Origin of the sequence: Flammeovirga sp. EKP202, from assembly GCF_014534745.1 — a bacterium.
In the GTDB taxonomy this organism is placed as follows: domain Bacteria; phylum Bacteroidota; class Bacteroidia; order Cytophagales; family Flammeovirgaceae; genus Flammeovirga.
The window spans coordinates 98,940-123,835 of the sequence record NZ_JACVVP010000010.1; the positions used below are offsets into that span (position 1 = coordinate 98,940).

The window sequence follows — 24,896 nt, forward strand, 5'->3', positions numbered from 1 at the left end:
AATAGTGACAGAAATGAATTTCAATAGATAACTATATACTGAATAAATATACTAATCATTTAAAATGAATCAAGTAACGGAACGGATTGTTTATGACCATCAAGCAATTTTTTAAATGTAATAGCAGAAATTGACCTTAATCATAAACTTTTGTTCATATATTTTTTGACAACCTCCCATTGAGTTATAAATTTATAGCTGATTACCAATTTTAATTATTTAAACATGAACAATAAAGTCGCATCGGCTCTCTTGCTGTCGAGTGTTGTTGCTGTTACTGCTTGTCAACAGCAAATGGAATATAACTATCCACAAACAAAAAAAGAAATTGTAAACGATGAGTATTTTGGAACAAATGTAGAAGATCCTTATCGTTGGTTAGAAGATGATAAATCGGAAGAAACTGCTCAATGGGTTACCGCAGAAAATGAAGCCACTCAGGCTTTTCTCTCAAAAATCCCTTTCAAAAAAGGAATTCAAGATCGTTTAACTGAATTATGGAATTATGAAAAAATCACTGCTCCAAGAAAACATGGTGATTGGTTGTATTTCTATAAAAATGACGGACTTCAAAATCAATATGTACTTTATAGAAAAAAGGCTAATTCTGAAACAGAAGAGGTGTTTTTAGACCCTAATACCTTCTCAGAAGACGGCACAACTTCTTTGTCCACCGTGAAATTTACAAATGATGGGAAATTAGCTGCTTATGCAACATCAACAGGTGGATCAGATTGGAGAGATATCTATGTGATTGATACAGAAACCAAACAGATTGTAGAAGATCCTGTTAAAGATGCTAAGTTTACTAATATAGCATGGAAGAATAATGAAGGGTTTTATTATAGCAAATATGATAAACCTAAAGAGGGTTCTCAACTGTCAGGTATGACACAACATCATAAATTGATGTATCATCAATTGGGTACTACGCAAGACAAAGATCAATTGGTATTTGGTGGTGAGAAAACACCTAGAAGATATGTTGGTGCTTATGTAACGGATGACGAGAAATATTTGGTGATTTCTGCAGCGGTTAATACTTCTGGAAATGAGCTTTATATTCAAGAACTATCTAAAAATAATGCTCCGATTGTTACATTGGTTGATAATACTGACAATGATCATAACATTATTTACTCGAATAAGACCAATTTATGGATTGAAACAAACTTTAATGCTCCAAATGGCAGAGTTGTGGTAGTTCCTGTTAGTTCACCTCAAAGAGAGAATTGGAAGGATTTAATTCCAGAGTCTGAAAATGTACTCTCTGTAAGTATGTGTGGAAAGAAAATCTTTGCAAAATATATGAAAGATGCTATTTCACAAGTATACCAATATGACCTAAAAGGTAACAAAGAAAGAGAAATCAAGTTGCCAGGTGTAGGTACAGCTTCTGGTTTTTATGGAGACGATGAGGACAAGACTTTATTCTATTCGTTCACCTCTTACACAATGCCTTCAACTACTTTTGAGTATACTATCGAAAGTGGTGAATCCAAAGAATACATCCGCCCGAATGTGAAATTCAATCCTAATGATTATACTTCAGAGCAAGTATTCTATACTTCAAAAGATGGTACTAAAGTTCCAATGATCATTACTTACAAAAAAGGGTTAGAAAAGAACGGACAAAATCCAACAATACTATATGGATATGGTGGATTTAATGTAAGTCTTCAACCTCGTTTTTCTATCGCCAATGTGGTTTGGTTAGAAAATGGTGGAGTTTATGCAGTTCCAAACCTTAGAGGAGGTGGAGAATATGGTGAGAAATGGCATACTGCAGGAACTAAAATGAACAAGCAAAATGTATTTGATGATTTTATTGCTGCTGCGGAGTATCTGAAAAAAGAAGGATTTACTTCTACTGAAAAATTAGCTTTACGTGGAGGATCAAATGGTGGACTTTTGGTAGGTGCAACAATGACACAGCGTCCTGATTTAGCAGCTGTAGCTTTCCCTGCTGTAGGTGTATTGGATATGCTACGCTATAATAAGTTTACTGCGGGTGCAGGTTGGGCATATGACTATGGTACAGCCGAAGATTCAAAGGAAATGTTTGAATACTTAAAGGGTTATTCTCCATATCATAATGTAAAAAATGGAGTTAATTATCCATCTACTTTGATTACAACTGCTGACCACGATGACCGTGTTGTTCCAGCTCACTCCTTTAAGTTTGCTGCCGAATTACAAGCGAAAGATGCAGGCAAAAATCCTGTGTTAATCCGAATCGCTACAAACGCAGGTCATGGCGCAGGTAAGCCAACAAGTATGATTATTGAAGAGTATGCTGATATCTTTGGTTTTGCTTGGTATAATATGGATGTAACTCCAGCATTAGATCATAAATTAAATAAGAAAGCAATGTAGAGGAATTGTTTCTTGTTTTTTGAAAATACTGTATAAAATGAAGCCCGAAAAGTACAAATCCTTTTCGGGCTTTTTAATATTGAAACCTCTCTGTTTCAGATACTATAGCACACAATTTTAGATATATCTTTAAGAGATGCTAATTTCAGAATTCATTTAAAAAGTCAACTTAGAGCTTTTGTGTAAATTGTTGATTTTTTTGTGTAAATCATTGGAGGTTCAAATAACTACTTTTGTAACATGGATAAAGCAAACTAGAAGTTGTTTATCGAAGACTTAGATATAAATTTAGTAGTATAAAATTGTAATTTATAAAAATCCACTCCAAGTTTTGAAGTGGATTCTTTGTTTTATAAATTGTGTAGTTTGAAATCTAAATCTTTAATTTAAAAATCAAATGTTTCAGGATCTGGCCCAACACGTTTACCTTCATTCATCTCTGCAATTTGATTCATGTCTTCTTTTGATAATTCAAAATCAAAGATCTGATAATTTGCTTCAATTCTTGATGGAGTGACTGACTTTGGTAATGCGTTTACACCTCTTTGTAAGTGCCATCTCAACATCACTTGAGCAGTAGATTTATTATACTTTTCTCCAATTGCTTTTAGCGTTTCGTCTTGGAATAAAGCCGCCTGCATCAATGGGCCCCATGCTTGTACTTGAATACCTCTTTCTTTACAGTAAGCAATCAAGTCTGCTTGTTGTAATTTAGGGTGAATCTCCACTTGGTTGATCGCTGGAACTACTCCTGACTCCTCTAAATCTTTCAAATGATGAGGGTTGAAGTTAGACACCCCAATAGATTTGATCAAACCTGATTTTTGTAATTCAATTAATTGATTCCATGCTTTTACATAACCTTTTGCAGGCCAATGAATCAAATATAAATCGATATAATCTAATTGTAATTTCTTTAAACTTAATTTTAATGCTTCTTCAGCATTTTCTTTTCTGATGTCTTCATTCCAAAGCTTAGTTGTGATAAATAACTCTTCTCTTGGAACACCAGATTCTTTAATCGCTTCACCTACACCAGCTTCGTTTTCATAAATCATAGCGGTGTCAATATGACGATAACCTGCTTTTAAAGCAGCCAATACAGCTTGTTTTACTTCTTCGTCTTTTGATAAATAGGTACCAAAACCTAGGCTTGGGATTTGATTCCCATCATTTAGAATCATCATTTTATTTATAGGTCTAATTATTATTTCTTATTTAAAAATCGTATCATTTCTATTGTATGATAGGTAGATTTCCCTATGCTTCCTTTCAGTTCAGAAGTGATCGGTTGATCATCTTTTGTAGCATAAAAATACTCACCTCCATATTTACTGTCAACAAAGGTATCAAAGAAATATTGTTCAAACAAATGTCCTTCGTCACCATATTTTCCTTCATACAATGACAGTGCTATTATTGCTTCAGCATGTTGCCACCAAGTCTTTCTGTCGTCCAACACTTTAGAAGTATTGGGGTCAAATTCGGAATAAAATCCTTTTTGTATTTTTTGCTGATGAAAAATATCTTTCTTCAAAGTGATATCAATAATTTGTTCACCTAGCTTTTTATAAAGCACTTTTGTTTGATGATCTAGAAATTGAAATTTTGAAGCTCTTAATAATAATGCGGATAACTGGAAATTATGTCCTACAGTAACGGTAAAATCCATTGTTCCATCTTCTTTCATTTTTGGAGACCAATCATCATTAAGTTGAACATTTACCCATTCTGTATTTTGATTCCATCCATATTGATACAAAAGAGATAAGTTTTCCTTAATCTGACCTTCATAAAGTTCCTTATGTTCTTGATCAGCTTCCCAAAGATTGAGCATATAAGCCGTCAATGGATACATCAATGATTGTAATGATTTTGATCCGGAAACCTGTCCTTTTTCTACATCATAATTTCCCCAAAGACCACCTTTTTCTGTATCTCTAAATCGAGTAATAAACCCTTGATGAAGCTGATGAAGAATAGGCAATAATTCTGGATTTTTTGTTTGACGATACAGCTCTGACAATCCACACAACCCGTAGGCCTGTTGCCAAACATCTAAAGAGCTTTGCTTTCCTGCCTTTGCATCTTCAACAAATGAATGCGAGAAAGACCCCTTATTAGATTTTCCAATAAGATGTTGCTTTTGGAATTCCGCAACTTTTTGGGCTTTTTCTAAATAGGCAGGATCATATTTTGATGCAAATGAAAGGCCATAGATCAATCTACTTGTGGCTACTGTATAAACTTTTTGGGAAACTACCTTTCCTTCATTATCAATTTCTGAATAATAGGTTCCTAGTTCTTCAGACCATGCATGATCATCAAAAAAGCCAATGAGTTGCTTGGCTTGTTGTTCATACTGATCCGTTGTTTTTTCATTTTCACTTGGTTTAGAACATTTAAAAAATAGGAGGGAAGTAAGTAAGATAGTAAAGTATTTAATTTTCATATTTCATTTTTTATTTATTGAGAGCCAAAGTTAAGAGGAGTTCTCTTAATCACAAAACCCACCAATAACCGATTCATAGGTATTGGTGGGTTGAATGATGGATGAATTTATTTCACAACCTCTACCATAGTTTGTTGAAGGTGCTTAAATTTCAAGTTATTCTTTGAAATTTTCTCATTTTTGCGACTAGAAATTAATACTTCTACTTTTTGATGTGGTAAGACGTCAAAGTAGTTGTCCGTCAATTCCACTTGCTCTTGATTTACTTCAATAAATAAATTCTTAACCAACTGATCAGAAGAGACCGTCACTAATAAATCATTACCTTTCTCAGTAAATGTATACTCCACCTTAGGCTGAGGTAAATTCAATTCCTTCTGCAAAACAAAATAATGATAATCTGTATCTACAACTTCCTCTTTATTTTTTAGAGTAGTTACCAATAAGATCTCATCCGATTTACTTTGTTTTATAACATCAGCAATTTTATTTGAGAATACTTCTGCTGTCATGTTGGCTTCGATAGGTTGGATTGACTTAGAAATATCAAATAATACTTTGCCTTCAAAATTCATTAGTTTGATATTCAATTCTGACTCAGTTTTAACTTCAATATCAGAAGCAATTTTAACAGAAAGGTTTTGATCATCATGATTTACAATCAAAGAAGTATTTTTATTGACATCTTTTGCGAAATACTGTAAGGCTTTCCATTCACCATAGAAATCCATAGAAGACCAAGAAGCTACAGGCCAACAATCATTGAGTTGCCAATACAAAGAACCCATACAATAAGGCATTTTTTCTCTATGTGCTTGGATTGCAGAGTAAATACTTTCTGCTTGTAAGAGTTGTCCAACATAAAGGAAATCCTCAAAATCAGTAGGCACTTGATAATGATCTTCCATATATTTTTTGATTCTCAAATTACCAATTCCACTTCTTTGGTGGGATGCCATTACTTCCGATTCAATATCATAATCTTCTGGAATTGTATATTTTTTAACCGATTTGAATTCAGGGAATGATTGGAAACCGTATTCACTCATAAAACGTCCAATGTACTTTCTGAAATCTGAGAATGGATGTTCACCGTGCCAAACACCCCAATAGTGCATATCTCCAGAACGATGTTCGTAATGTGCAATTTCTCCATCGCCTCCAGTAGGAGAAGAACGCCAGTAGAATTGATCATCCGTATATTCAGTCACTACTTCAGGCAATAACTCATGGAACACTTTTTCATAATCACCCCAAATGTCTTTTCGTTGAACTGGAGTGTATTGTTGTTTCCAACCCCAACCCATATCTTCACGACCTGGAGCCCAAGCCATTTCCATTTCGTTATTACCACACCAAAGTGCAATACTCGCATGGTTTCTCAATCGTTTTACATTATCAATCGCTTCCTGTTTCACACTTTCTAAAAAGGCTTTATCACCTGGGTACATCGAACAAGCGAACATAAAGTCCTGCCAAACTAAAATTCCTTTCTCATCACATAAATCATAGAAAATATCATTTTCATAAATACCACCACCCCAAACTCTTAACATGTTCATATTGGCATCCAAAGTAGACTGAATCATATGATGGTAAGTAGAATCAGATACTCTTGGAAGGAATAAATCATTAGGAATATAGTTTGCACCTTTGGCAAACACCGGACGGCCATTTACTTCAAAATAGAAACTTTTCCCTTTGCCGTCTTCATCCGGTTTTTGCACAACTTTGATGGTTCTTAGTCCAATTCTCTCTTTATGAATATCCAATAATTCACTATCTTCATAAAGCTCAATTTCCAATTGATATAAATGTGGATCGCCCAAATGAGCAGGCCACCATAACTCAGGATTTTCAATTGTAAATTGTTGAGAAATAGAAGTTGCATTAGCCTTAGAAGTAGTTTCACTGACCACTTTACCGTCAATTTTAGCCACCACTTTCAATGCTTTTTGTGAAGGTTGATCTAATGCCGTCGTAATGGTTAAATTTGCTTTTTCATGATTTGTATTTTGATGAACTAAAACATTATCAATCTTATTATTATCCCATAACTGAACCGTTACATCTCTCCAAATTCCAGAAGTCACTAACCTTGGACCCCAATCCCAACCATAATGATAACCTGCTTTACGTGTGAAAATTGAAACTTGCTTCTCACCCAATTCACCAATTTCAGACTGATCATTGACTGCAGGAAGTCCATAACCATGCTTTTCTAATTCCACTAATCCTTTTTGAATAGGAGACTTTAATACCACTTTCAAAGTATTTTGACCTTCTTTTATGAATGGTTTGATATCAAAATCCCATTCTCTAAACATATTGTCTGTTTCACCTATTTTTTGATCATTGATATAAACAATACCATACGTATCAATACCATCAAAATGAAGGTTGATATGATGATTATTTAAAGAAGATTGTTCAATGTTGAATGTCGTTTTATATTCCCAGTCTACTTTGTCAATCCATTGTACCTCTCTTTCATTCATTCGGTAATAAGGATCTTCAATTTTACCATTATTCATAAGGTCGGTGTGTACAGTTCCCGGCACCTCGGCTTTCATCCACTCTGACTTTTCAACTTGTTTAAATTCCCAATGATCTAATAGGGAAATGGTTTGTTTGTTCATTTTTTGATTTTGATTTACTTTATGACAAGAGGTTAAAAAAATTAAGCTCATACTTAATATACCCGCGATCAGTTGTAGTTGGTAATATTTATTCATCGACATACTTATTAAAATAAAGAGTTAGAATTGTATTGTTTACAAATCTATTCGAGCGGGGTAAGAGGAATGGGTAAATTTTATTTTAAAAGCGGTATTTCAAATAAGAAAAGGTAAAAAATGTACATTTTAAATAGGTAATTATTTATCATTTTTGATAAATATGACACTGCTTTGAGGATGTTACTATTGAATGAAAAAGACTTTCAAATGAGTTAATTATTTGAAAGTCTTGTACTTTATTATTGGACAAGAGAGATGTTTCCAAATTATCATTATGTATGGATGTTTTTTTCCTATGGTTAGGAGACAAGTTCTAATTGTATACCCTTTATTTAAAATGAAGATATAACTTCTATCCACATTAGGTCCTTCAGTCAATATATATGACTCTCCCTATAATAATGATCAAGTAAGTGAATGATGATAGATGAGAAAATGTATTTTTTTTGAATAAAAACTCACGCATAAACCAATGTTTAGTACATGAACTATTATGTTTTTTTATGGTATTATTTTAATTTCTACCTTAATCTAACTTCATAAACCCCCATTTTTAGTGCTTTTTCAGGTGATCACATTACATAAGTAATTTATTGTCTATGAATTATTATTCTTGATTCTTGGTTATAGGTTCAGATTTGAAAATATTCAATAATGTCAAACCTTATGAAAGTTCACTACCTATTACAAATAGCGATTCTGTCATTACTTTGGTCATGTGCGACCACTATCACTGACGACACGACATCTATCACTGATAACACGCCTCAAACTACAACAAGTACTTTTGCAGATGTAACAGTACCAGAAGGGTTCAATTATTCAACCTCAAAGGAGTTACACATAAAAGTAATATCTCCAAATTATCCAAGACAAAGTATGCTTCAACTGTACTACATTGATAACCATGATGAAAAAGTTGAAATTCAAAATGCAGTTTCTACAGAAGCGGGAGCATTTGAAACCATCATTACCGTACCTTCATATGTAGAAAAACTATATATGACAAAAAATGCAGTAGGTTTGATTTGGGAAGAAGAAGTAAATATCGTCTCAAATTTCTTAACGTTCTCATTTGATGAAAACTCTAATGTTATTGATAGTTTTGCTTACGATCAATTTTCCTCAAATAAAAGAACAAGGAGTTCATGTGAAGATTATTTAGTAGCGATAAACGGTAAAGGTAAAGCATTTACGATTCATCAAGAAAATGATTACACAATTACTGAATACCCTGATATCTATGAGAAAAGCTATGCAATGGCTTACGATCAGGAAAATGATGTCATGTACTATGATGTAAAAGGTAATTTATACAGCCATACCTTATCAACAGGGGTGTCTGTTTTAATTGACACAATGAGAACTACAGATGATAACCTTAATAATGGTTACCCAAGAATGACGATGAAAGATGGGAAATTATTTATCGGTACAAAAGGAGCTTATGCAATTCTTGACCCTTCTACCGGTGCGGTTCTAAAAAATATTTCAGTTCAAAATTTACCAGATAATAAAAATGCAGGCGGTGATTTAGTCTTTGATTCTAAAGGAGACCTTTACCAAGCGTGTAGTGGAGGATTGTACAGATTAGAAATGAATGCTGATACAACTGTTTACACTGCCACAAGAATTAGTGCTGATAATTTCCCTTACTATTTAACAGGTGTTGCCATTGACCGTTTTGATAATATTTATGTTTCGACCAATGGAAAAAATTCTAAGATTATAAGAATGGATAAAAATGACGGGTCTTATGCCATTGTCCAACGTTATAATCGAAACATTAATGACTTGGCTGCATTTATCTGTTCTGAAAATGATTTTGTGAATGATGATGCAGACGGGGATGGCATAAGTGATGGTTTTGATGAATATCCAAATGACCCTACGATGGCATTTAATAATTACTATCCAGGAAGAAATGGATTTGGTACATTTGCTTTTGAAGATTTATATCCAAATGAAGGAGACTATGACTTTAATGACGTTATAGTTCACTACAGACATAACTACATTACAAATGCAAATAATGAAGTAGTGAAAATTAAATCAAAATATGTGGCTAAAAGCGTTAAGGCAACATTCAACTCTGGTTTTGGTTTCGCTTTACCGTTCCATATCGATTCAATTGCATCTGTTACTGGTTCAATCTTGAATACAAATTTGGTCACGTTGAATGCCAAAGGAACAGAGACAGGAGTAAGTGATGAAAACCCAGTAGTTATTGTTTTTGATAATCAAAACTCAATTGTCACCAACAACGGCAATATCAAGTATAGTGATGTTATAGACATGGAAATGATTTTCACCTCACCAATTTCAGTTCAAACATTGGCTTTTGAGGAGTTTAATCCTTTCATCTTTGCTAATGAAAGAGAAAGAGAGATTCACCTTCCAGGTTTTGAGCCAACAATTAAATTCAATACGGCCTACAGAACAGCGGGAGAAGATACAGGTGATTATAGAACAACTACAGGTCACCCATGGGGACTTAGTATTATCCATAAGTTCCATCCTCCTAAAGAAAACATAGATATTACTACTGCTTACAATAATTTTGGAAGATTTGTAACTTCCAATGGTCTATCCTTTAGAAATTGGTATACCGATGATGAGGGTAATAGAAATACTGATAAAATGTATTTAGATCTTGAAGCAGCTGAAGATTAGATTTCAAGTTTCATATTAGTTGTAATGGAAAGGCCATCATTATTGATGGTCTTTTTCTATCTATTATTTTCTTGATTAAGGTTCAAAAGGATCTAAAATGAAGCTTAAACTCATAGCGTAGGAAGTTTATTTTTAATCATTGAAGCTATGATTATGTGCACTGTAAACTACATTAACCTCAACTTTCTATAAGTTTCTTATGTTCTACTTTAAAGCTTCCATCTTCTTTATTTTGTCTTAACACACAAAAACGAACCAAAAAAGGCAAGGCTTTGAAGCCAAAAGCTAAATTCCATTTCTTTCGCCTATTGAAAGGATAACTCGATCAAAACTTCATCGTTTTGAGATGCTCAAACAAAAATCATATTTAACGGTTTGTTTATAATTTTATTGACGTTTTTACCCTCAATGCCGATTTAGATACTACTAAATGATTACGTAGTTATAAAACAAAATAAAGGCCTCATTCTAAAATAAAAGAATGAGGCCCAATTGAAAGGTTTTTATGAACATATAAATACTATTCTTCTTTCTGCATCATAGCTGGTAACGTCTTGAAAATCAATTTAAAATCCATTGCAGTATTTCGAGAACCAGCGTATTTATTATCTAATTTTGTTCTCTTATCACTATCCATAAATGGATCTACTGATTTTTGAATTTGCCATAATCCTGTAATTCCTGCGGGAGTATTAAACCTTTCTACAGTAGTATCTTTTGTCAATTGCTCGGCTTCATAAAGGGGGAGAGGCCTGTTTCCAACAACTGACATTTGACCAAGTAATACGTTGACTAACTGGGGTAATTCGTCTAAACTCGTTTTTCTTATTAATGCTCCTACTTTTGTAATTCTTGGATCATTTTCTAGCTTAAAAAAAGTAGTACGGTTCTTTTGTGCCTTATACACCTTTTCACTTACCGTAAAGCCTTCATCACCTGTAATCATAGTATCACATGGAGTGATATCTTCCAAATTTTCAATTTTTGAATAACTATTCTTTTGTAACAAGCCTTCGACAAGTTGGTCTGCATTGACCTTCATGGATCTAAATTTTAGAAAAGGAATGATTTCATAATCTCTACCGATTCTGTTAGAAACGTAAAAAATAGGTCCTGGATTTTCAATATAAATTGCAATGGCGATGAGTAGGTAGATAGGTAATAGGCAGATAATAAGTGATAAGGAAAATACAATATCAAACCCACGTTTACCAATCAAGCTTTTATTTTCATAAATATAACTAAGTGTTTCTTTGAATGATTTTCTTTCTTCCCTCTCTATTCTTTTTCTCTCTTTATGTTTTGTGTAGCGACTCAATACATTTTTCACCCTGATATCTAGTTCTGTAGGATTAAATGGTTTTGAAATGTAGTCATCCACACCAAGGTCAAGTACTTCTATCTTCTTTGCAGATGAATCTTCAGCAGACAATGTAATGATCGGTAAATGAGATTTAAGGGGGTTATCTTTTACTTCCTTGATAAAGGTAATACCTGATTCTTTTTTAAGATTAATATCCGTAATTACGAGGTCAATCTGATGTTTTTCTAAGATTGACAATGCCTCTTCAATAGTACTTGAGCAATAAACAGTGTATTTTTTAGACAATAGATTTCTGACAAACTTTTGCATGAACCTGTCATCATCCAAAAGTAGTATTTCGTTAAACATATTAGGTAATTATAGGTTAATAAAATGTCCTGTATCAGTTATTCGTTTCAACACTATCTATCTTAAATTAGTTCTATTTACACATCATTTTTCTTAGACATCATAGTCGTATTTTTTTATAATATTTTAAGAATTGTATTTTTTTATAAATGTCTTGTATTTATAAAGCAAAGAGATAACTATCATGAATTAAGATTGTTATATTTCAGTATTACATTTTTTTGATATGAGAAAATCAATCTTAGTTGTTGATGATGATCTATTTATTAGAGATATCACTTCACATGTTTTGGGAGTAAATAATGATATATTATTGGCTCATGACGTTCTAAATGCTCGTAAAATACTTCAAAATAATCATGTAGATCTTGTGCTGTTGGATATTGAATTAGAAAAAGAAACTAGCGAATGCCTCTTTGATGATTTACAACAGACAAATGAAATCCCTGTCATGATTTTTTCTAGTAACAAAGATCCAATGATCAGAGATAATTTCATTGATCTTGGAATAGTTGATTATGTACAAAAACCTTTCAATATGAATGAACTTGAAGTAAAGATTCAAGACCTCTTACTCCAAAGTAATCCCCGTAAAATGCAAAAAAAGAGGCGGGAATTTCATTTTAAGAATTGGTTTTTGAATTTAATGAAGTTTAGGAAATCAGCCTAGTCAAGAATTTTGTTAATAGTGTGAGTAAATATTAATAATTATTGAACTTATCAACAAATGACAACGTTCTAGAGGTAAAATAACCTAAAAAACACCCAAATAAAAAGAAATATGAAGTATCCGATACTTGTTATAGAAGACGATCAATTTATGCGTGATTTGACTATCAACACGCTAAAAGATAAATACGAAGTTCTTTCGGCTCAGACATTAAATGAAGCGAAAGCAATATTAAAATCTCAATTTGTTAAGTTAGTGCTTACTGACCTGAACTTAGATCAGGAAAATACTTTTGATTTCATCGTAAAACTTAGAAATACACCTCACTATTCAGATATACCAATATTAGTTTATTCAGGACAATTTGATTTGGCCCAAAAAGGAGAATTGTTGAACAATGGTATTGCGGGTTTCATTGAAAAACCAGTATCATTGAAGGAATTACAAATCAGAATTGACAATACGATTGATCACTATTCTAAAGTAAAAAGAATTAAGTTGAGCAAAGAGGATATAGTGCCACTTCCTGAAGAAAAAACAAATCCAATCACTGGAAAGGGAAGTGTTTTTAAAAAAAGCTTTTACAACATATTATTCACTTAAAATAAAACATGTTTGGAGTCTAATTTTTTTTAATTCAAACATGATTTAAAGATTTATCAATAACCCAATTACTAATTAATTTAAATCAGAAATGAGCCTTATGTAGATTGCATAGGCTCTTTTTTTGTTTAAATTTTTATGCAGGAAAACAAATTTATGATTTAGAAGTACTATATAGATAGTAAGCAGTAGTACATTCGAACTTAGGATAAGTTGAGTTATTATTTCGTTCAATCAATGCAGAAAAGAAGAGTATAACTACACACCAAGTAGGGTATAAAGAAAATTCAAAACTTCTGATTTTAATTGTACAACTGCTTAAAGTAAATGTATCTTTGCTTAAATTTTTTCAAAGAGTACTTTGTACTAAGCAGTTGAACTTTATAAATTCGACATTTAAATGTTTGCTTGCTTAAATCTCTAAACTATCAACAATAAAGATTATGTCATCAGTATTATCGCTAGTAGGAAATACTCCATTAGTAAAGCTTGAAAAGCTTAATCCTAATCCTAACGTCACTATTTATGCTAAGTTAGAAGGGCAAAACCCTGGCGGAAGTGTAAAAGATAGAGCTGCTTTTAATATGATCAATGAAGCGATTAAAAGTGGTGAGTTAAAAAAAGGCATGAAATTAATCGAAGCAACTAGTGGCAACACCGGAATTGCTTTAGCTATGATGGCATCTTTATTTGGTGTAGAAATTGAATTAGTGATGCCTGATAGTGCGACGATTGAAAGAGTAAAATCGATGAAAGCATATGGTGCCAAAGTGACATTGACGCCTGCAGCTATATCTATGGAAGGAGCTAGAGATTATGCTTTGAGTAAAGTCAATGAAGGAGGACATTTGATGTTAAATCAATTTGATAATCCAAATAACTATATGGCTCATTATAAAACAACTGGCCCTGAAATCTGGAGAGATACGGAGCATGAAGTGACTCATTTTGTTTCTGCAATGGGAACAACAGGAACAATTATGGGTACATCAAAATTCCTAAAAGAACAAAATCCATCCATTACTATTGTAGGTACTCAACCTGCAGAAGGAGCTCGAATTCCTGGTATTAGAAGATGGCCACAAGAATATTTACCAAAAATCTTTGATGCCTCAAGAGTAGATACTACAATTGACGTTAGCCAAGAAAATGCAACTGCAATGACTAGAAAATTGGCATTAGAAGAAGGTATTTTCGCAGGAATGAGTAGTGGAGGTTCAGCTTATGCTGCTATTGAAACTGCAAAACAAATTGAAAAAGGAGTGATTGTCTTTATCGTTTGTGATAGAGGAGACAAATATTTATCAAGTGATCTATTTTAATTATTTATAAACCTATGAGAACAATAGTATTATCATTCGTTTTAGGATTTTTCCTAATGAGTTGTGGTGGAGAGCAAAAATCACATCATAAACAAGAAACAACGAAAGAGGAAGAGAAATTAACAGCGGTTATCTATAATGCTGAAAAAGCTAAGGCTCCACAAGCATACATGAAATTATCAGAGTGCTTGATCGCAAGCAATCCCACGGCCGCACAAACGTATGCCAAAAGATTAAAAAGTGCTATGCCTTCTGAAACAGCAGAAGAAGTAAGTGTAGCTATTGATGCGATTATCAATACTGATGACCTAGCTGCTCAAAGAAAAAGTTTTGAAACAGTTACAGCATATTTCTTAGAGGTAGCCAAAAAAGGTGAAGCAGGGATGGATATTTATTTAGTACATTGTCCTATGGCATTTAACAATACAGGTGCTAACTGGCTAAGTGCTACAAATGAGGTAGTTAACCCTTATTTTGGAGATGAGATGTTACACTGCGGTAGAGTGATGGAGACAATAAAAGGGAAGTAACACTCAACACTCTGTATAAATTCTCATGAAAAGTCACTTTCTAAATTATTGGAAAGTGACTTTTTTATTTTAACTTGTTATGATTTTGAAGGATAAGACTTATTACTTATGCATCCAACTTTTTAATTGTCTATTTAATTTATGCGACTATTAACTACTCTTCTTTTACTATTCAACATTTCGCTTGCTTTTTCGAATGATAAACTTCTAGTTGATGAATCATCTATTCACCTTGAAAACGTATCAGAACATGTTGAAATTTTCTTGGACTCAAGTAATGCTATACCCTTTGAAAAAATTTTAACAACGGATGCTTTTACTCCTAACACTCAGGAAATTATAAATGTTGGTTTTAATGAAGCTTCACTTTGGTTGAAACTACGTTTGGTTAATATTTCTTTGGAAGAAAATAAAGACTTCATATTAGAAATTGGAAATAGTAACCTTGATGTGATCGAGGTTTATGAAATAAAAGATGATCAACTCATCAACTTTCAGCTAATGGGGGATCAAATCCCTTTCTTTGAAAGAGCTATTCAATTTAGAAATAACCTTTATCCTTTTGAAATTGAGTCCAATACTGAAAAAGAATTGTACTTGAAAATTCAAACAAATGGTGCATTACAAGTACCGCTTACTATAGCTACACCCACTCAATTTTTTATAAATCACCTTAAAACAGAAACTGCTTACGGCATATACATTGGGATTATGTTAGTGATGGTTTTATATAATATACTCATTTTCTTATCATTGAAGGATTTGAATTACCTGTATTATGCCTTCCCAATTTTAGCAAATACAACGTTCTTCCTTTCTTTAAGTGGTCATCACTTTCAATACTTATTTCCTAATTCTCCCAATGTAGCTAACAATGTCACGGTGATTTCCATAGCAGCATGGATTCTAACCTCCTCTTTTTATGCAAAATCTTCCTTACAATCTAAACAGTATTCAAAGGTTGCTGATATAGCCCTAATTGTAACCATGATCTTGGGAGCAGTTGGTATTTTATTACCTTTCATCAGTAGCTATGCCTTTGCAGTAAGAGTCAACAGTAAACTTACTTTAGTCAACTCTTTGGTAATGTTTGTTGCCGGTTTAATGATTTGGTATAAAGGAAATAAGTCAGCTCGTTTCTTCATATTAGCTTGGACGGCATACTTAGCAGGTACATTTATCTTTGCACTGATGAAATACAATTTTATTGAGCAAAATGAATTCACAAAAAATGTATTGGCTTATGGAGGTATTATAGAAGTACTCTTCTTATCGTTGGCTTTAAGTGATAAATACAAACTTTACAAAAGAGAAAAGGAAAATGCTCAGAAAGAACTTTTAGAACAGCAGTTACAGACGAATGCTACTCTTGAAGTAAAAGTGAATGAAAGAACTGCTGAACTCCAAGAAAAACAAATTGAATTGGAGAATAATGCTCAATCTTTGAAAGAGGCGTTTGAAGAGATCAATGCAAAAAATGTGGAACTAGAACAGCAGAATGAAGAGATAGCGACCCAAAGAGATATGGTCGAAAAACAAAAAGTTCACCTCATTGAATCCAAAGATAAAATACAAGCGAGTATCAATTATGCCAAAAGGATTCAAGCTACAATGCTTCCTTCTCAGTCTCATCTGAAGAGTTTATTTCCCGATTCATTTTTGATTTTTCAGCCTAGAGATATCGTATCTGGAGATTTTTACTGGTGTGCTCAAGTTGGGAACAAAAGGATATTAGCCACTGTAGATTGTACTGGACATGGTGTACCAGGTGCATTTATGTCGTTAGTAGGATATCACCTTTTACAAGATATTGTTGTGAAAACTAAGATTACATCTCCTGAAATAATTTTACAAGCACTTCACCTTCAAATATTAAAAAGTCTGCATCAAGAAAATTATCAATTGAAGGATGGAATGGATATGAGTTTAATTGTTTTTGATGAAACAACAAGAGAATTAGAGTTCTCAGGTGCTCGTAACCCATTAGTTTACAGTCAAAATGGTAAATTTGAAATGATAAAAGGGGACCGAAATTCCATTGGTTCAACGAATCCAAAAGTATCATTTACAAAACATCGCCTCAAAATAGATTCTTCTACAACCTTATTTATGTACTCTGATGGTTTCCAAGATCAATTTGGAGGACCAAATGATAGAAAGTTTGGATCTAAGAGATTCCGTAAAATATTAGAGGAAAATTGTGATTTTGAACTCACATTGCAGAAAGAAATTTTGGATAAATATTTGAATGATTGGGTGAAGATTGATGAGGAGAATCATCACAGACAGACTGACGATATATTAGTTATTGGTGTTAAATTAGAGCAAGAATAACTTTAATTTTTTTGACTTATGGATCATCAATATCCTCAAAGGATAGTTTGTCTTACAGATGAAGTAACAGAGTGGTTATATTTATTAGGTGAGCAAGATAGAATTGTTGGTATTTCAGCTTTTGCAGATCGACCCGAAGAAGCTAAAAAAGAGAAACCAATGGTTTGTGGTTTTACAGGTGCCAACTTTAAGAAAATTATGGCAACACAACCTGACTTGGTAATAGGTTTCTCCGACCTTCAAGCAGATATTGCCTCAAGACTTATCAAAAAGGGGATTCCTACATTGATTACAAACCAGCGTTCAATTAGCGAAATCATGAATACACTCATGATGATTGCTAGGATAGTAGGAGCTGATGCAAAAGCGAAAACCTTAATGGATAAAATGTATGCTACTATCGAAGAAGCAAAACAGTTTAGCCAATCCTTGAAAGAAAATCCAAAAATATATTTTGAAGAATGGGATGACCCTATCATTACAGGAATTCAGTGGGTTTCTGAAATCATTACACTTTGTGGTGGGGTTGATATATTTATTGAACATGCTGATAAACAAAATGCTCAAGGTAGAGTGTTGGCCAATTTTGAACCTGTTGTAGAGCGAAATCCAGATATTGGTCTGTTTTGTTGGTGTGGAAAAAAAATGGATAGAGAAGCGGTATTAAACCGACCGAATATTCAATCTCTTTCTTTCTATAAAAATAATGAAATCCATGAGGTAGATCCTATTTTCATGTTACAACCCGGGCCTGCCACAATAATGGAAGGAATTCCCTATATAATGAATATTATTAAGAATTGGAGTCAAAGAAAATAATATATAATAAGTAAATTTGTTAAGAAATAACGAAAATTATATATGAGCACTTTCCCACAGCAAGATCCATCTATCTTAAATGATAAAGACCCAGAGTTATTAAGAATTCACTCTATTGAAACTTTCGGAACCCATGATGGTCCGGGAATCCGTTTTATTGTTTTTGTTCAAGGATGTCAGTTCAGATGTTTGTACTGTCATAATCCGGATACATTCGATGTAAAAGGAGGGAAGCACATTCAATTAGACGAAATAGAAAAAAGAGTTCTTAGACAAAGACCTTACTTTGGTGACGAAGGTGGAATTACAATTTCAGGAGGAGAACCTTTATTACACCGCAAGAAGCTAATTACACTTTTCAAAAGATTAAAAGAGCACGGAATTCATACTTGCTTGGATTCTAATGGACGATTGGTGAATAAAGAGGTAGAAGAACTTTTAGACTATACTGATTTATTAATGTTGGATGTAAAGCATATTAATGACGATTGGCATCATAAGTTAACTACAGTTTCAAACTCAGCTACTTTAAAATTAGCTGAAATGCGTGAGAAACAAGGTAAACCAATGTGGATTCGTTATGTATTAGTTCCAGGATGGTCTGACCAAGAAGAATATTTACATGAGTTGGGACAATTTTTCAAAGACTATAAAACAATTGAAAAAATTGAAATCCAACCATACCATAAATTAGGAGTTCATAAATGGGAAGCCATGGGGCTGAAATATGAACTAGAAGGAGTGAACCCTCCAACAGCTGAAGAAATTGAAAAAGCAAAGAATATCTTTGCTCAGTATTTTAAGGAAGTTCATGTCAACTAAAAATTAGCGGACTGAATCAATATATTTAGATACAATAGCTTTTATGGATGTTAATCCAATGGTTGTTGTATCTATTTTTTTTGGTGAAATAAACTCAATACTACTCACATCATCATTGGCCTGAAGAGGTGAAAAATCTTCGATCTGAGCTTTAAAAACCATATCTAAAGTATAATAATCGATTTCCTTATAAGTATATGTATTTGGAAAACTACAAAAATACTCTAAGGATGTGATATCAAGATTTAACTCTTCTTTAATTTCCCGAATTGCAGCATCTTCTACTGTCTCGTTGATATCTACAAAACCTCCTGGTAAATCATAAGTACCTTTGAAAGGATCAAATTTTCTAACAGTCAGTAATAATTCTCCTTTCTGATTTGTAATTAAAACAGCAACAGCTGCTGAAGCATTGATATAGAGATCAAAACCACAATTTGAACAAACAAAGTGTTTTGTATCAAATTGAATCGCATCACTTTGACACTTAGGGCAACTCTTAAAGTGCTCTTTTATGTGCATTACACAAATAGTTTTAAAGTTCTTAGAATAGCAATTCCAAAAGTTATTGCCAAAAAGAAAAAAGCAAAAGCAACCCATCCTGGACTAGCCAAAATAGTGAAAAGAATTTGTGTATTCTCACGCTCCATTGCAATTTGTTTCTCCGCCTCCTGAAGGTTTGGTAACTTCACATCCGTCAAATGATTAGAAAGCTGCGATAGAATCCCATTTTTGATAGCACCTTCTAAACCGTAAATAATAATACTCTTATCGTACTGACGTGCAAGCGTAATGTATTTACAAGTCTCATCCCAATTTAAAACTCTTGTGTTTTCTTGATTACTCAATGGTTTTGTAGCATTGGCTGAGCCTAATAAGATGGTAGAAAAACCAGGTTGATATTCTTTTAGCTGTGCTAATGTTAAAGATGAATTCGGCTCATATGCATTAAAAATTGATAGGACTTCCTGATCATTTAGAATATTAAAAGTACCCGTAATTTGTTTCCACGTTTCTACATTTACTTCACGACTGTCTACTTGATAAGGAGAAACGATGCTGACTAGTTTTAAATTATCATTTTTTGACAACGCTCTTAATCGAGCATAATTCAAATCTCCATGTTCTTGCACTGAACCGCTAATCAATCTTTTCAATACTACTTTGCCGATTGATAAAGGTCCACTTTCAACAATTCTAGCATCAGTTCCGTAGGGTGCTAAACTCAGCGTAAGTGTTTTCCACGAAAGTTGATTATCTATGGTCCATTCTCTAAATGTTTCATAGCGTTTTAATACAGCAGATCCATTGTGTGCATTGGGCCAATAATGTTCTCCCTTAGGCAATAAAAGCCAAGCATGACAAACTATACCATTGTTTTGAAAAAGCTTAATTGCTTCAACTCTTTCTGATGAAAAATCAGTCAAACCAATATAAATATCAGCTCCTAGTTCTTTCAATTTGCTAATGCTTGCTGAATCTTGGGCTAACTCAAGAAGTTTAAATCCTTGAACTTCAGTCATAAAATCAATTTTGATTGATTTCTCTGCATAAACAAAGTTAAAGACTAAGCTAAAAAAGTAAAGTAGGATTGTAAGTTTGATTTTTTGCATAAGGGATTTAAAAAATTTTCAACATTAACTTACTAATGTTTTAAGAAAGGATCAAGGTAATTTTCGAATTGTTACATCCAATACTTGTGCCTGACCGTTTTTCCCTAATTTATAGTTTTTCCAAAAGAAAGGACGCATCGCAAAAGCTAAAGCCCAAAATGCAGCACCTTGAAAAAAGTGTTGTCTTTGATCATATTGGGCATTACCTACTACGGGATGAACTGCACTTGAGATTAAAAATCCAGTACCAATCAATCCAAACCCACCAAACAATACTCTAGGGTAGGCCCTAGGAAACTTGATGACCTCAACTTCTGATAAAGGAATTTCAGTACCTGATTTGTATAACACAAAAGAAGAATCTTTTAAAGCGTAAAGTTCATCTTTATAAACCGCCTTTTCACCTTTTATTTTAAAGATGATACGATCACCTTCATATATTTTCTTTCGATTTCGTCCATAATTATCAACAGCCAAAAACTTCTGTGCAAAAAGTGGGGCTGTGGTAAGGAAAAGGAAAAATAGAAGTATTGTCTTTTTCATGATTTGTCATTTAGGTTTATTCGAACATTAGCCATCTCACACCATAGGAGAAACCAAATCCTGGTCCCATATAACCTGGTGTAGCCCAATATCCACTAGTTTGATCAACAAGGTTTAATATATCAGCAATTCTAACAAATACCATTGCTCTTCTCATCTTGAAATTGACAAAAAGGTCAACATTAAAATATCCATCTGTCTTGTAATCATCTTGTAAATGATACTGTTGTGAAACAGGATTAAAAGCCATACCATAATAGGATGAAATATATCTTGTATCAAAACCTGTATACAAGCTTATCATACCATCACGGAACTCTTTAAAAAAGGAAATTTCATAAGTTGCAAAAACGTCAGGTGTAGGCATTACATCCTGATGTGTATTTTGAGTATAAATAACTTCAGCAACTTGCTGTATATTTCCAAATTTCAATTTGAATCGTGTACCATATCTACTATAGGTAATGGCATCGTTGTGCTGTTGAGGCCTTGCGAATTTATCATAATAAATATAATCGTTGATATTATTAAGCTCGCCAAATACCTCAAAAGTACCATGCTTTCCTAGGGGAACTTGCGGGGCGATATAGATCTGCTGCTTAGATACTGATTCCTTCTTTTCATTCCATGACATGAAAACTGTTGTGAAATGCTGAGCAATCATAGGAGCCAATGTTCTTTCTACTGTAAAACCACCTTTCAAGTATTTTGCATCCACTTTTGCATTAATATTATATGCATCTCGCTCCAACATCTCAAACTCTGCGTGACCTGTTACAGCTCCAAGATTTTTTGGTAATAAAAATTCCACGTCACCTCCAACAAAAAGCTGATTATCAATAGGAACAGGTAAATAATCCTCAGCGGTTCTTTGCTGGAATTTCTGATACCTAAATCGCATAAAACCAGACCAAAAGGTAGGTCCTAAACGGCTTTTTATTCCAAGTTTATTATCAATATATTGATGTTCTAAACTTACATAAGGCTGATCTCCGTATTCGTAATCTGTTGCAATTGGAAGAGAAGCATTTGGATCGTTCAAAACGGAATCCGGTAACAATCTTAAATTCTCTACAGTATAATCATTGTATTGATCATAATAAGCTCGGTTATCTGAAATCTTGTCAGCACTATTGGCATATTGATATCTATATTTTACTCTGGTAAACTCATGAAAAACCTGAAGTTTAGCTGTATCTACCAAAGCATATTGATGGTAGAGGTGATGATTGTAATTCCATTTAAAAGAAGAGGCTCCTTCAAAAAAGTAATTGGCTAATTGTCCTCTACCCAAACGAAATAAATCATCAAGTTGTGTATCTTCATTGATCAAAGAAGGTACATTTAAACCTGCTGACTCTGGTCCTTCATGAATATATTGGTAATAGCTTGCCAACAATTTATATTTGTTGTTTTCGCTTTCATACCTTGTATTCAAACCAAAACCTGTATGCTGTTGTGCATTATAAGAGTTACTTACTCTGTCTTTACCCACCACGTAAGGTTCACTGTATCTCTGGAATAACATACCAACAGACCAATAGGGGCTAATATTGTTGGAAACTTTACCGCCAACTTTACCTCTATTTTCATGCCCTACAACACCATTAAAATCGGTAACAGGAACATAAGAGTTATAGTATTCCCAATCATATACATCTTGTGCATATAAATCATAACCTGTGATTCCGACAGACTGTCCTAAATTATAGACTGGACTTTCCCAATAACTTCTCAATGGTGATGCATTATTACCTAACGTCTGATATCTATAGCCATTTTCACCATGGACATCATAACGATGCAAGTGCATATAAGAGGAGTCCATCATATGCTCTTCGAAATGGATTTTGTACCAATCGTCTTGCTTTATGTACCAAGTAGTTTGAGGGCCTTTTAACCAAGAACTATCTTGCTCCAATACCACACCTTCACTATTAGGTTTCTCTTTGTCATCTTCTCCTTTTTCCTCTTGTGCAAAAGCGTAATTAGAAATACTAAGAAAAGATAATATTATAAATAAAAGTTTTTTCAAGGTAGATTTAGATCGTAGATAAAAATAATCGAGTTACTTTTCTAAGCACATCAAAGTTAAATCTAATTCGGGATTTAAGATAATGTTTCATTAAAAAATGATAAAAATACATTCTGAAAAATAACTATTTCAGCCATTCATACATGTCATAATGTTCTTTTGTCATTCCCATTGCTTTATAGGTGTTTTGAGCTCTGTCATTATTTTTTTCAACATACAATCTCAATCCCATTAATTCGTCAGATGATTCTACCTCATTTTTTACAAATTCATACATAGCACTAAAGATTCCTTTACGTCTATATTCTTCAATTACAAACAATGAATGTATCCAAATAACGTTACCGCATCGCCAGTCAGACCATTCATATAGATTGAGCATAGAGGCAATACATTTACCATTGTCTTCTACTATGACATATCTTCCGAGCGATTGGTTGTCAAATATATGTTGAACTCCTTTTTTTACTGTTTCTAAATTAAGGGATAAATCTTCCGTTTCCATTGCCATGTTTACTTGAAACTCGGCAATTGTATTGATTAAACTTCTCTCTGAAGCAACCTTTATAGTATAATTAGACATTCTTTTTTATTTTCTTTTGTTGTAGTATTCCATGTCCATATTTGTGGGCATAGGCATAGGTGAATTCCGCTCCGTAAAACATCACTTGTACAGAGTAAAAAGTCCAAGCCATTACAATAATAATGGGTGATCCTGCTCCCCAACTGGACGCAGTTTGCATATGTGCTAAATAATATCGTATTCCGTATTGACCTATTTGAAAGAGAATAGTCGTGACTAATCCACCTACAAAAGCATCCGTCCAATTGATCTTCACATCTGGAATGAATTTAAAAATTCCAGAAAAAAGAGTAAACGAGATGGTCATTGTGGATAAGAACCTTATAACAGTAATCACTTGAATTGCTGCAACAGGTAACCATTCTTTTAAATAAGAAGAAGCAAAACTGATTGATGTATCTATGGCAATAAGAATTAGAAAAATCATCCCCAAGCCCAAAACCATACAAAAAGCAATTAGGCGATCCATAATTAATTCTTTGATTTTAGTTTGACTTTGTGGTACTTTCCAAAACTTATTTAAGGCTATTTTTAATGTATGAAAAGAGAGGGTAGAAGTAAATAATAATGTACCTATACTAATTAATGTAGACACCGTATTATCTATCTTCAAAGCGGTAAGACTATTGATCATTGACTCTAAATGCTGAGCAACGACATCGCCAGCCACTAGTTCTAGCTCTTCCATCATCCCTTCTTTAAGTTTATTCTCATCAAAAAATAAACTCAAACCTGAGAACAATAAGTTCAAACCTGCGGGTAAAGAAATGATAGTGTAATACGCCAAAGATGAACCGTAAATGTAAGCATGATCTAAGTTGAATTCGTCCCATGCTTCTTTAATTAATTCAAAGATTTCACTTACCTTTCTTCCTATGAAGCTATTTTGTAATATGTTTATATATTTTCTGATACTCTATTATTTAAAAAAGTGAAAAAATTTAGATTCAATAGAATTGACTGAAAATGATTTTTTTACAATAAAAAGTTTTTAAATCAACGTAAAAATACAATTCTTGATTAAATTAGCACGTAAGTTAATGTATTTTTATAACAGCACTTGTTTGAAATAACTTTTTAGTGGCTAATGAACTATTTCAGCTTTTAAGTT

Annotated in this window: 19 protein-coding genes; 9 read left to right on the plus strand and 10 right to left on the minus strand. The window is 33.1% G+C overall.

Annotated features, from left to right (window positions below):
• Window positions 1-225: 225 nt before the first annotated feature.
• Window positions 226-2,376, plus strand: coding sequence for a prolyl oligopeptidase family protein (locus IC221_RS08460; protein ID WP_188168545.1), 2,151 nt, complete (start codon window positions 226-228; stop codon window positions 2,374-2,376).
• Between the two features lie 386 nt (window positions 2,377-2,762).
• Here the strand turns inward: IC221_RS08460 and IC221_RS08465 are convergent, their stop codons facing one another.
• The 3 genes from IC221_RS08465 to IC221_RS08475 form a co-directional block, all read right to left on the minus strand.
• Complete coding sequence (locus tag IC221_RS08465) at window positions 2,763-3,563, minus strand: aldo/keto reductase (protein WP_188168546.1); 801 nt, start codon at window positions 3,561-3,563, stop codon at window positions 2,763-2,765.
• A 20-nt stretch (window positions 3,564-3,583) separates the two neighbouring features.
• Window positions 3,584-4,828: an AGE family epimerase/isomerase gene (locus tag IC221_RS08470; RefSeq protein WP_188168547.1), complete on the minus strand. Its 1,245-nt coding sequence runs from the start codon at window positions 4,826-4,828 to the stop codon at window positions 3,584-3,586.
• A 107-nt stretch (window positions 4,829-4,935) separates the two neighbouring features.
• Window positions 4,936-7,467: a glycoside hydrolase family 2 protein gene (locus IC221_RS08475; protein ID WP_188168548.1), complete on the minus strand. Its 2,532-nt coding sequence runs from the start codon at window positions 7,465-7,467 to the stop codon at window positions 4,936-4,938.
• A 765-nt stretch (window positions 7,468-8,232) separates the two neighbouring features.
• Between IC221_RS08475 and IC221_RS08480 the strand changes: the two genes are divergently transcribed.
• Window positions 8,233-10,239, plus strand: a complete 2,007-nt coding sequence (locus IC221_RS08480; RefSeq protein WP_188168549.1) for an LruC domain-containing protein — start codon at window positions 8,233-8,235, stop codon at window positions 10,237-10,239.
• A 520-nt stretch (window positions 10,240-10,759) separates the two neighbouring features.
• Here IC221_RS08480 and IC221_RS08485 read toward each other — a convergent pair.
• Window positions 10,760-11,911 carry a sugar transferase gene (locus tag IC221_RS08485; protein WP_188168550.1) on the minus strand — a complete coding sequence of 384 codons (1,152 nt, stop codon included), beginning with the start codon at window positions 11,909-11,911 and terminating at the stop codon, window positions 10,760-10,762.
• A gap of 226 nt (window positions 11,912-12,137) precedes the next feature.
• On the opposite strand from IC221_RS08485, the gene IC221_RS08490 reads away from it, so the two are divergent.
• The 7 genes from IC221_RS08490 to pflA all read left to right on the plus strand — a co-directional run bounded on the left by IC221_RS08490 (window position 12,138) and on the right by pflA (window position 19,011).
• A complete protein-coding gene (locus IC221_RS08490) occupies window positions 12,138-12,581 on the plus strand; it encodes a response regulator (RefSeq protein ID WP_188168551.1) in 444 nt (147 codons plus the stop codon).
• A gap of 111 nt (window positions 12,582-12,692) precedes the next feature.
• Window positions 12,693-13,184, plus strand: a complete 492-nt coding sequence (locus IC221_RS08495) for a PleD family two-component system response regulator (protein ID WP_188168552.1) — start codon at window positions 12,693-12,695, stop codon at window positions 13,182-13,184.
• A gap of 443 nt (window positions 13,185-13,627) precedes the next feature.
• Window positions 13,628-14,506 carry a cysteine synthase CysM gene (cysM, locus tag IC221_RS08500; RefSeq protein ID WP_188168553.1) on the plus strand — a complete coding sequence of 293 codons (879 nt, stop codon included), beginning with the start codon at window positions 13,628-13,630 and terminating at the stop codon, window positions 14,504-14,506.
• A gap of 14 nt (window positions 14,507-14,520) precedes the next feature.
• The gene (locus tag IC221_RS08505; RefSeq protein ID WP_188168554.1) at window positions 14,521-15,036 is read left to right on the plus strand and encodes a DUF3347 domain-containing protein; all 516 of its coding nucleotides are present in this window, start codon (window positions 14,521-14,523) and stop codon (window positions 15,034-15,036) included.
• A gap of 141 nt (window positions 15,037-15,177) precedes the next feature.
• Window positions 15,178-17,370 (plus strand): 7TM diverse intracellular signaling domain-containing protein, encoded by a 2,193-nt coding sequence (locus tag IC221_RS08510; RefSeq protein WP_188168555.1) that lies wholly within the window; start codon window positions 15,178-15,180, stop codon window positions 17,368-17,370.
• 18 nt (window positions 17,371-17,388) lie between these two features.
• The gene (locus IC221_RS08515; protein WP_188168556.1) at window positions 17,389-18,189 is read left to right on the plus strand and encodes an ABC transporter substrate-binding protein; all 801 of its coding nucleotides are present in this window, start codon (window positions 17,389-17,391) and stop codon (window positions 18,187-18,189) included.
• Between the two features lie 42 nt (window positions 18,190-18,231).
• Window positions 18,232-19,011, plus strand: a complete 780-nt coding sequence (gene pflA, locus IC221_RS08520; protein ID WP_044207138.1) for a pyruvate formate-lyase-activating protein — start codon at window positions 18,232-18,234, stop codon at window positions 19,009-19,011.
• A 3-nt stretch (window positions 19,012-19,014) separates the two neighbouring features.
• Here pflA and IC221_RS08525 read toward each other — a convergent pair whose 3' ends face one another.
• From IC221_RS08525 to IC221_RS08550, 6 genes are all read right to left on the minus strand, one after another.
• Window positions 19,015-19,533 (minus strand): NUDIX domain-containing protein, encoded by a 519-nt coding sequence (locus IC221_RS08525; RefSeq protein ID WP_188168557.1) that lies wholly within the window; start codon window positions 19,531-19,533, stop codon window positions 19,015-19,017.
• The gene (locus tag IC221_RS08530; RefSeq protein WP_188168558.1) at window positions 19,533-20,624 is read right to left on the minus strand and encodes a hypothetical protein; all 1,092 of its coding nucleotides are present in this window, start codon (window positions 20,622-20,624) and stop codon (window positions 19,533-19,535) included. The genes IC221_RS08525 and IC221_RS08530 overlap by 1 nt, the downstream gene beginning before the upstream one ends.
• A 51-nt stretch (window positions 20,625-20,675) precedes the next feature.
• Window positions 20,676-21,167 (minus strand): hypothetical protein, encoded by a 492-nt coding sequence (locus IC221_RS08535; RefSeq protein ID WP_188168559.1) that lies wholly within the window; start codon window positions 21,165-21,167, stop codon window positions 20,676-20,678.
• A 16-nt stretch (window positions 21,168-21,183) separates the two neighbouring features.
• On the minus strand, window positions 21,184-23,202 hold the full coding sequence (locus IC221_RS08540) for a putative porin (RefSeq protein ID WP_188168560.1): 2,019 nt from the start codon (window positions 23,200-23,202) through the stop codon (window positions 21,184-21,186).
• A gap of 124 nt (window positions 23,203-23,326) precedes the next feature.
• The gene (locus IC221_RS08545) at window positions 23,327-23,785 is read right to left on the minus strand and encodes an N-acetyltransferase (protein ID WP_188168561.1); all 459 of its coding nucleotides are present in this window, start codon (window positions 23,783-23,785) and stop codon (window positions 23,327-23,329) included.
• Window positions 23,778-24,572 carry a YihY/virulence factor BrkB family protein gene (locus IC221_RS08550; RefSeq protein WP_188168562.1) on the minus strand — a complete coding sequence of 265 codons (795 nt, stop codon included), beginning with the start codon at window positions 24,570-24,572 and terminating at the stop codon, window positions 23,778-23,780. Before IC221_RS08550 ends, IC221_RS08545 begins: the two co-directional genes overlap by 8 nt.
• Window positions 24,573-24,896: the final 324 nt, after the last annotated feature.

Bases quoted from the DNA above. Each gene is read 5' to 3' on its own strand.
- cysM (WP_188168553.1), top strand. From the start codon at position 13,628: ATGTCATCAGTATTATCGCTAGTAGGAAATACTCCATTAGTAAAGCTT.
- IC221_RS08485 (WP_188168550.1), bottom strand. From the start codon at position 11,911: ATGTTTAACGAAATACTACTTTTGGATGATGACAGGTTCATGCAAAAG.
- IC221_RS08545 (WP_188168561.1), bottom strand. From the start codon at position 23,785: ATGTCTAATTATACTATAAAGGTTGCTTCAGAGAGAAGTTTAATCAAT.
- IC221_RS08460 (WP_188168545.1), top strand. From the start codon at position 226: ATGAACAATAAAGTCGCATCGGCTCTCTTGCTGTCGAGTGTTGTTGCT.
- IC221_RS08505 (WP_188168554.1), top strand. From the start codon at position 14,521: ATGAGAACAATAGTATTATCATTCGTTTTAGGATTTTTCCTAATGAGT.
- IC221_RS08515 (WP_188168556.1), top strand. From the start codon at position 17,389: ATGGATCATCAATATCCTCAAAGGATAGTTTGTCTTACAGATGAAGTA.
- IC221_RS08480 (WP_188168549.1), top strand. From the start codon at position 8,233: ATGAAAGTTCACTACCTATTACAAATAGCGATTCTGTCATTACTTTGG.
- IC221_RS08510 (WP_188168555.1), top strand. From the start codon at position 15,178: ATGCGACTATTAACTACTCTTCTTTTACTATTCAACATTTCGCTTGCT.
- IC221_RS08465 (WP_188168546.1), bottom strand. From the start codon at position 3,563: ATGATGATTCTAAATGATGGGAATCAAATCCCAAGCCTAGGTTTTGGT.
- pflA (WP_044207138.1), top strand. From the start codon at position 18,232: ATGAGCACTTTCCCACAGCAAGATCCATCTATCTTAAATGATAAAGAC.
- IC221_RS08535 (WP_188168559.1), bottom strand. From the start codon at position 21,167: ATGAAAAAGACAATACTTCTATTTTTCCTTTTCCTTACCACAGCCCCA.
- IC221_RS08475 (WP_188168548.1), bottom strand. From the start codon at position 7,467: ATGAACAAACAAACCATTTCCCTATTAGATCATTGGGAATTTAAACAA.
- IC221_RS08470 (WP_188168547.1), bottom strand. From the start codon at position 4,828: ATGAAAATTAAATACTTTACTATCTTACTTACTTCCCTCCTATTTTTT.
- IC221_RS08490 (WP_188168551.1), top strand. From the start codon at position 12,138: ATGAGAAAATCAATCTTAGTTGTTGATGATGATCTATTTATTAGAGAT.
- IC221_RS08495 (WP_188168552.1), top strand. From the start codon at position 12,693: ATGAAGTATCCGATACTTGTTATAGAAGACGATCAATTTATGCGTGAT.
- IC221_RS08525 (WP_188168557.1), bottom strand. From the start codon at position 19,533: ATGCACATAAAAGAGCACTTTAAGAGTTGCCCTAAGTGTCAAAGTGAT.
- IC221_RS08530 (WP_188168558.1), bottom strand. From the start codon at position 20,624: ATGCAAAAAATCAAACTTACAATCCTACTTTACTTTTTTAGCTTAGTC.